This is a genomic window from Cytophagia bacterium CHB2 (assembly GCA_030263535.1).
Taxonomy (GTDB): Bacteria; Zhuqueibacterota; Zhuqueibacteria; order Zhuqueibacterales; family Zhuqueibacteraceae; genus Coneutiohabitans.
Genome location: SZPB01000302.1, coordinates 1 through 8,156, shown reverse-complemented (window position 1 = coordinate 8,156; position 8,156 = coordinate 1). Strand labels below are relative to the sequence as shown.

Genomic DNA, 8,156 nt, shown 5'->3' with positions numbered 1-8,156 from the left:
CCCTTGCACAGATTGAATCCCAGGTGAGGGCACTTGCGGTCAGCCGCATGAAGCCGCCCGCCGACGCGGGTCAGCAGCAGCTTGCGCCCGCCTGCCTCGATGGGCAGGATCTGCCCTTCCGCCACTGCACTGGCCGATGCGACGCGCACATAGTCCATGGCTTCTCTCCCTCTGTTACCCGGAGGTCATCATGCCGAAGCCCGCTGCCGGTGCCAAGCGCGCTTTCCACCGCGCCCGCGCTGGTAAACACGATCCAGCGATAACTTGACAAAGCCCGCAGTTTGTTTTGCAATGCCTCGCTGCCGGGCAGCGGCACGCGTTTGATGAGCGGCGCAATCACCGGAATGCCGCCGCGCTGCCGCACCAAACCGGCGATGCGCTCGGAACTATCGAGCGGCGCGGTGATCAGAATTCTTTTGTCGCGCAGATCCGCAGGCATATGCCAAATTTCTGATGATGTCAAGCCGTTACATTGCTCATTCGAACCCCGGCGAGAATTTCTTCGCCGCCCTCGCGCAACAACCGGCGCGCGAGCGTTATGCCGAGCGCCTGCGCTTCTTCACGCTGGCCGCGAATCGAGCCGCGAACGAGGCGTGAGCCGTCGAGAGCGGCAATCAGTGCCTGGCACTCCAACGCATCGCCCTCGCCATGCGCGAGCGCCGCCACCGGCACTTGGCATCCTGCTCCCAATTCGTTGAGCAAGGCGCGCTCGCAAGCCGTGGTCGCGCGCGCGTCGGCATCATCCAAGGCAGCAGCGAATTTATAAGCCAACTGATTACTCGCCAAAACTTCAAGCCCCAACGCGCCTTGCGCCGGCGCCGGCAGCATCAGGCTTGACGGCAAGATTTGTACGATGTGATCGATCAAGCCCAGGCGGCGCACACCGGCTTCGGCCAGCACGATGGCGTCATAATCGCCGGCAAGCAGTTTTTGAATGCGCGTGGGAACATTGCCGCGCAACGGCAAGATAGTCAAATCCGGGCGATGATGCAGCAGTTGCGCGGTGCGCCGCAAGCTGCATGTGCCCACCTTCGCGGCATAGGGAAGAGAGTCCAGCGTGCAAGCTTCGCGCGCGAGCAGCACGTCATGCACCCATTGGCGATTGCAAACCGCAGCCAGCTCCAAACCCTGCGGCAGGGCCGTGGGCAAATCTTTCAAACTGTGCACGGCAAGCTCGATCTCGCCGTTGAGCAGGCCGTGATCGAGTTCTTCTGTAAAAAAGCCCTTGCCGCCGGTTTCGGGAATCAGCACGTCGAGCGTCTTGTCGCCGCGCGTGTTGATTTTGACCAGCTCGGTTTCAATTTCAGGAAAGCGGCGCTGCAGAGTGGCGGCCACCCAATTGGCCTGCCACAGCGCCAGTTTGCTGCTGCGCGTGCCGAGTCGTAGTTTCGTCTTGTGAGTATTCATGGACAAACTCAAAAAAGCGGCTTAATGTTTTCAGGCTGTCCGCATCTTCCTGGGCGGCGAATACGCGCAAGCGCTGAATCGGCTCGCGGATGATTTTTTTCGCCAGGCTGCGGCTGAATCTTGCCAGCCGTTCTTCGTCTTCGGAATGAAAATCACGGCCAAAGCGCCCAAGCTCGCTTTGGCAAAGGAATTCGACATAATCCTGCAAACCTTTAATCAACGGCGCGGTTTGCCGGCTGTTGAACCATTCATTGAATTCCGCCAGCGTTTCAGCGATCATCGCTTCTGCGGCGGGAATCTCGCCGCGGCGCGCGGCCAGGGTTTGCGTCACCACGCCGTCGAGTGCATCGATGTCATGCACGATCACATGCGGAATTTTTGCAACGGCAGGATCGATATTGCGTGGCACGCCGAGGTCAACGCAGATCAGCGGCCTGCGGGAATTGGGAAATTGCGCGAAATGATTCGGCGTGATGGCATAACTTTCTCCGCCCAGCACGCTAATCAAGGCATCAGCTCGCTCCAGCATCAACGGCAATTCTTGCATGGGAAAAAAAGAAATGTTAAATGCCCGCGCAAAGCTGTAAGCATGGCAGAGCTTGCGGCTGGTCACGCTCAGGCGGACACAGCCCGCAGCACGCTTTTTGATCTGTTGCACGGCCATTTCCGCCATCTTCCCGGCGCCGAGAATTAACACATGCTTTTCACGGCTCGGCTGCGTGACTTTATCTGCGGCCAGCGCGTCCAGCAACAGATCGGCTGCCGCTGACCCGGAGGAAACGATGCCCTGTGAAATCCGGGTTTCGGTGCGCACGCGTTTACCGGTTTGCAATGCCAGGGTGAACGCGCGGTGTAACACCGGTCCCACATAGTGATGGGCCGAAGCGAGTTCATAAGCTTCCTTGACCTGAGCCAAAATTTGATTCTCACCAAGAAGCTGCGATTCCAGGCCGGCCGCAACGCGAAACAGATGGCGAATCGCTTCGACATTCTCGTATTGATAGCCGATGAACAGCGCCTGTTCAGCCAGCGCGCCACGATGCTCCCGCACGATTGCCCTCAAGTGGTGCCGCGCCGATTCCGGCTCTTGCGTCACCAGATAGAATTCCGTGCGATTGCAGGTGGAAAGCAGGCAGGCTTCATCAATGGCAGAATCCGCCACGAGATTGGCGGCGAGGCAGGCTTGCTCTTCGGGATTGAATCGCAAGCATTCCCGTTGCTCGACGGTTTCGACTTGATGACTGGTGCCGATGACAAGTATTTGCGGGCAGATCATGGATCCAGTTTAGATTTTTTCGATCAACATAAAATCGTTTTTTCTAATGTTGCCTCCTGTTATTTCAATTGTTATGCCACGTTCAGAGCAAAAAAATCAAAACACCTGAAAAAATCGCTACAATCAGCTCAATTTATACACATCACTCCAACAGGCATTAATACATGTTATTTAAAGGTTTAATAATTTAAGAAAAATGCCATACGTGAAATCGACTGAACACAAACCCAGAGAGCCGTTGTCAGTCGCTAAATTATAGCTCATTTTTCTTCAGGATGAAAAAATGGCTTTTCATTTTGAAACGTGAGCCAAAAGTCGTGTTCTTCGTTTTGCTTTTTTGAATGACATTTCTGATGTTGCAGTTTTGAGGTGAATAGAAGGCAGGAAATAAAAAAGCCGGCCTCTCAACGAGTGCCGGCTTTTTGTTGGATACAACTTGTTCGCTGGGTTCGACAGGCTCACCCCCCGGGTGAAATTCGACAGACAGACTCACCCGCCAGGAGAAATTCGACAGGCTTACCCTGCGCTGAGGCAACGCTATTAATACATGCCGCCGCCCATACCACCGCCCGGAGGCATCATCGGAGCTTTTTCCTTCTCAGGCTTCTCGACGACCGTGGCTTCCGTCATCAACAACAAGCCCGCGACGGACGCGGCATTTTCCAGCGCCGTGCGCACCACTTTGGTCGGATCGATCACGCCCGCCTTCAACAGGTCGGTGAATTGCTCGGAATCTGCATCGAAACCAAAATTGACGTCTTTGCTTTCCTTCACGCGCTGCACCACGATGGAACCTTCCCAGCCCGCGTTTTCCGCAATCTGGCGAATCGGCTCTTCGATGGCGCGCTTCACGATGTTCACGCCCACTTGCTCATCGGCATTGTCCAGCTTGAGCTTGTCCAGCGCCGGAATCGCGCGCACCAGAGCCACACCGCCGCCGGGCACGATGCCTTCTTCCACCGCCGCGCGCGTCGCATGCAAGGCATCTTCCACACGCGCCTTTTTCTCTTTCATTTCAACTTCGGTTGCCGCACCGACGCGCAACACCGCCACGCCGCCGGCCAATTTCGCGAGACGCTCTTGCAGCTTTTCTTTGTCATAATCCGAAGTGGTGACGTCGATCTGCTTCTTGATCTGGCCGATGCGGCCCTTGATGTCTTCGGTTTTGCCTGCGCCTTCCACGATCGTGGTGTTGTCTTTGTCGATCGTGATCTTCTTGGCTTTGCCGAGATCGGACAGCGTGGTGTTTTCCAGCTTGAAGCCGGCTTCCTCGGAAATCACGCGGCCGCCGGTCAACACGCCAATGTCTTCCAACATGGCTTTGCGGCGATCACCGAAGCCCGGCGCTTTCACTGCGGCCACGCGCAGCGTGCCGCGCAGCTTGTTCACCACCAACGTCGCCAACGCTTCGCCTTCCACCTCTTCCGCGATGATCAACAGCGGGCGGCCCATTTGCGCCGTCTTCTCCAAAATTGGGAGCAGGTCTTTCATCGCGCTGATCTTCTTGTCGTGGATCAAAATCAACGCATCTTCGAGCACCGCTTCCATGTTCTCGGGATCGGTCACGAAGTACGGAGAAATATAGCCGCGATCGAACTGCATACCTTCAACAACTTCCAGCGTGCTGTCGGTGTATTTGGCTTCTTCGACCGTGATCACGCCGTCTTTGCCGACTTTTTCCATCGCTTCGGCAATGTCATTGCCGATGGATTTGTCGTTGTTCGCGGAGATCGAACCGACCTGCGCAATTTCCGTTTTGCCGGAAACCGGACGGCTGATCTTCTTCACTTCGGCGATAACCGTTTTCACCGCTTGCTCGATGCCGCGCTTCAGGTGCATCGGGCTGGCGCCGGCGGTCACGTTCTTCAAGCCTTCTGCGAAGATCGACTGCGCCAAAACCGTTGCGGTGGTGGTGCCGTCGCCGGCATTGTCGCTGGTCTTGGAGGCAACTTCCTTCACCATCTGCGCGCCCATGTTCTCAACAGCATCTTCCAACTCGATTTCCTTCGCTACCGTGACGCCGTCTTTGGTTACGGTCGGGGAGCCGAATTTCTTGTCAATCACGACGTTGCGGCCTTTCGGGCCCAGCGTGACTTTCACGGCGTTCGCCAGCGCATCAACGCCACGCTTGAGCGACGCGCGTGCGTCCATGCTATATGTGATGATTTTCGCCATAGTTCAAATTCTCCTTCAAGATGATAAAAATTGGGAATGAATTTTCTGAATACGCTTACAGCACGGCCAAAATATCGCTTTCGCGCATGATCAAGTAATCCTGGCCATCCACCGACACTTCCGTGCCGGAATATTTGCCGTACAGAACTTTGTCGCCCTTCTTCACTTCCATCGTCACTTTCTGGCCGGAGTCCGAAACTTTTCCCGGGCCAACGGCGATGACTTCGCCCTGCATGGGCTTTTCTTTGGCAGTGTCGGGGATGATGATCCCGCCGACCTTTTTCTCTTCTTGCTCGAGAGGCTTGATCACGACCCGATCAGCCAACGGCTTGATATTCATAGCATTACCTCCTTAAAAGTAAGGTCCGTTTGAACTAATTAATCGCCTAAAATTTTCTGATAGCACTCACTTGAGTAGAGTGCTAAAAGCAGGACACAATATACAATTTCAATCAAATTAGTCAAGTGGTATGTTGGCAACTTGTGTGACAAATTGGCAAGCTTACGAGTGTGGATTGTGGATTGTGGATTGGAGATTACGGATTTTTAGAGGCACTGAAATTGGGCTCAATATCTTTGCTCGGCCGGCATCATTCTTCGCGTGGGCGTGTAATCGTCCTGCAGGTTTACCTCGACCAGTAGGAAATTTTCAGTTTGCGCTTCGGAAACGGTGTATTCATAACCGCCGAAGGTAACGGTATTACCCCAAAAGCTTTTCTCCAAAACATACTCGCCATGTAAATTTGGCGCGAAGGTGAGCGCGTAATATTTTGGCGACACCCGGTAGTACGGTGAACTCTCTGCGAAGTAAACCGAGATCTTGTACACGCTTCTGAAACGGGAAAACTGAAATTCCTCCTGCAGCGAAACAATCCGCCCACGCGCCAGGTGCTGAAAGACGATCTCGTTTTGGCGCGTCTGCCTTCTCAAAACAAGCTCCCCACTTGGGGTTACAGCGCTGACCCCGTGTGAGGCAGATTGATAAAGCACAAGCCCATTTTCGAGATAATAGTTCAAATTCTGCAAACTATGGGGAGAGATGTTGAATTGGTCGATTAAATCCAGCGTGAGCCGTTGCGGGGCGTAAGGCCTACTCGTGACAGGGCGAGGTTCATCATAATACCTGACCCGCTGCGGCGCATAGCCATAATAACAACTCCAGTTTGAGAGAATCAAACAGAGCGCGCTCAAGCGAAACAAGGTATGTTTGCACCAATTCATACGAAAACCCTGGCCGTCTTTGCAAGCAATCAATTAAGGCTTGGTTGTAACATCCCAACGCGAATGCAACACACATGAAAAACGATTGTAAGGCTGTATTAGCGACAATCTGAAGATGATGCGGAGAGGTTTCTGCTTCAGGGAAGAATTGGGGGGGAACTTGATTTTCGAGGTTACTGCTTCACGCGCTTTGACTGGCTTGCACCAACGCCCGCGCCTGTTGCGGATCAACACGTTGATGAATCTGCCCCTCGAATTTGATCGCGCTGCCCACAATCGCGCCGTCGGCAATGCGCAAGAGTTCGGCAGCGTTCTTCGCACTCAATCCGCTGCCGATCAACACTGGGCGCTGACCTGCAGCTTTTTTGACCTGCCGTAAAAATTCGAGGTCAACTTCCTTGCCGCTGCCGCTGCCGGAGACGATCAATGCGTCACACATGGCACGCTCGAAAAATTCCTCAACTTCCTGTTCGAGATTGCGTTGCACCAACGGCGCAGCGTGTTTTACCCGAATGTCTGCGTAGATTTGAACTTCGGTCGCGCCCAGCCGCTTGCGCTCGCGCAGCAGCATATGCGCGTTGCCGGTAAGCAACCCTTGATCCGTGGCGGCCGTGCCGGCCAACACGTTGACGCGCAGAAATTGCAGACGCGCTGCGGCCGCAATCGCCAGCGCTGACAAGGCATCGTTGCGCAAGACATTCACGCCCACAGGAACATTGCAACTCGATTTGATGCGATCCGCGACGATAGCCAGCGCGGCCACCGTTTCTGCCGGAACATGATCGGGATAATAGGGATAATCGCCGAGATTCTCGACGAGAATGCCGGAAAAGCCGCAATCTTGCAAAATTCTGGCGTCATTTAACGCGGCAGCAATAACTTCATCGAAACGCGCGGCATTGGGACTGCCCGGCAATCCCGGCAAATGCACCATGCCCAGGAGAACAGGCTTTTTAGGAAAGAGCTGGTGAAAGACGTGATTGTTCATCTTACTCCACCAAGTGCAAAACGCGCTGACGCACAACATTCTTTCCAAGTATCTCGACGACAGCGGCCAGGTCCGGGCCGTGCAAGCTGCCGGTGATCGCAATGCGAATCGGCATCCACAAATCTTTGCCCATCACGCCGGTTTCCTTGTTGACCACCTTCATGATTTTGCGAAAGCTGTCTGCCGTCAACGTCTCCTGCAAATCAAGCTGGCGTACGAACGACCAACAGACCTTCTCGGACGCTTCGGTTTGCACCATTGCGATTGCCGGGCCGTCTGCGATGTGTACACGCTCCACAAAGAAAAACTCGAGTTTCTCAACAACTTGTTCGAGATATTCCAGGCTCTCTTGCACCAGCGCCAGCATTTTGTTGAGAATGCCAGGCTCAGGCAGTTTGTAGCCGGCTTTTTTGAGAAACGGCAGGCTCACCTCCAGCAGTTGATCGGGGCTGAGCTTGCGCAAATAAACGCCGTTCATCCAATTCAACTTCACCGTGTCAAACACCGCCGGCGATTTGTTGATGCGGTTGAAATCGAACTCCCGCACTAACTGCTCGATCGCAAGTATTTCCTCGCCGGAGGGCGAAGACCAGCTCAGCAAGCTGAGAAAATTGATCAAAGCCTCGGGCAGGTAGCCCTTGTCCGCAAACTGATCGAGCGAGGTGGCGCCGTGCCGCTTCGACAGGCGGCTGCGATCCTCGCCGAGAATCATGGGAATGTGGCAAAATTGCGGCAGCGCCCAGCCGAACGCCTCATACATCGCAATTTGCTTGGGCGTGTTGATGACGTGATCGTCTCCGCGAATCACATGCGAGATTTGCATGAGATGATCATCGATCACGCACGCGAAGTTGTACGTCGGCAGGCCGCCGGAGCGCACGATCACAAAATCGCCAAAAGCGTTTGCCGGAAAACTCAGCTCGCCGCGCGCCAAATCAACAAATGAGAACGCGCGTTCCGGCACATGAAAGCGAATCGAGGGCGCAATGCCCTGGCTGCGCAACTCTTGTTGTTGCGCGGGCGTGAGTGCACGGCATTTGCCGCTATAGCGGTATTGCCCGGCAGCACCCTCGGATTTCATCGCCTCGC

At 54.8% G+C, this 8,156-nt stretch carries 9 protein-coding genes; all 9 read right to left on the bottom strand.

Annotation, left to right across the window (positions count from 1 at the left end; genetic code table 11):
- The coding region (locus FBQ85_22725) for a Rieske 2Fe-2S domain-containing protein (protein MDL1877957.1) at window positions 1-158 on the bottom strand (158 nt) is incomplete at its 3' end.
- Window positions 71-439, bottom strand: a complete 369-nt coding sequence (locus FBQ85_22720) for a hypothetical protein (GenBank protein MDL1877956.1) — start codon at window positions 437-439, stop codon at window positions 71-73. The genes FBQ85_22720 and FBQ85_22725, both read right to left, overlap by 88 nt.
- Before the next feature lie 20 nt (window positions 440-459).
- Window positions 460-1,407 (bottom strand): hydroxymethylbilane synthase, encoded by a 948-nt coding sequence (gene hemC, locus FBQ85_22715; protein ID MDL1877955.1) that lies wholly within the window; start codon window positions 1,405-1,407, stop codon window positions 460-462.
- Window positions 1,304-2,683, bottom strand: a complete 1,380-nt coding sequence (locus tag FBQ85_22710; GenBank protein MDL1877954.1) for a glutamyl-tRNA reductase — start codon at window positions 2,681-2,683, stop codon at window positions 1,304-1,306. The genes hemC and FBQ85_22710 overlap by 104 nt, the downstream gene beginning before the upstream one ends.
- A 540-nt stretch (window positions 2,684-3,223) precedes the next feature.
- On the bottom strand, window positions 3,224-4,858 hold the full coding sequence (gene groL, locus FBQ85_22705; protein ID MDL1877953.1) for a chaperonin GroEL: 1,635 nt from the start codon (window positions 4,856-4,858) through the stop codon (window positions 3,224-3,226).
- A 55-nt stretch (window positions 4,859-4,913) separates the two neighbouring features.
- Window positions 4,914-5,198, bottom strand: coding sequence for a co-chaperone GroES (locus FBQ85_22700; GenBank protein MDL1877952.1), 285 nt, complete (start codon window positions 5,196-5,198; stop codon window positions 4,914-4,916).
- A gap of 227 nt (window positions 5,199-5,425) precedes the next feature.
- On the bottom strand, window positions 5,426-5,875 hold the full coding sequence (locus FBQ85_22695; protein MDL1877951.1) for a hypothetical protein: 450 nt from the start codon (window positions 5,873-5,875) through the stop codon (window positions 5,426-5,428).
- A 385-nt stretch (window positions 5,876-6,260) separates the two neighbouring features.
- Window positions 6,261-7,106 (bottom strand): BtpA/SgcQ family protein, encoded by an 846-nt coding sequence (locus tag FBQ85_22690; GenBank protein ID MDL1877950.1) that lies wholly within the window; start codon window positions 7,104-7,106, stop codon window positions 6,261-6,263.
- On the bottom strand, window positions 7,069-8,148 hold the full coding sequence (locus FBQ85_22685) for a glutamate--tRNA ligase (protein MDL1877949.1): 1,080 nt from the start codon (window positions 8,146-8,148) through the stop codon (window positions 7,069-7,071). The genes FBQ85_22690 and FBQ85_22685 overlap by 38 nt, the downstream gene beginning before the upstream one ends.
- Window positions 8,149-8,156 lie beyond the last annotated feature (8 nt).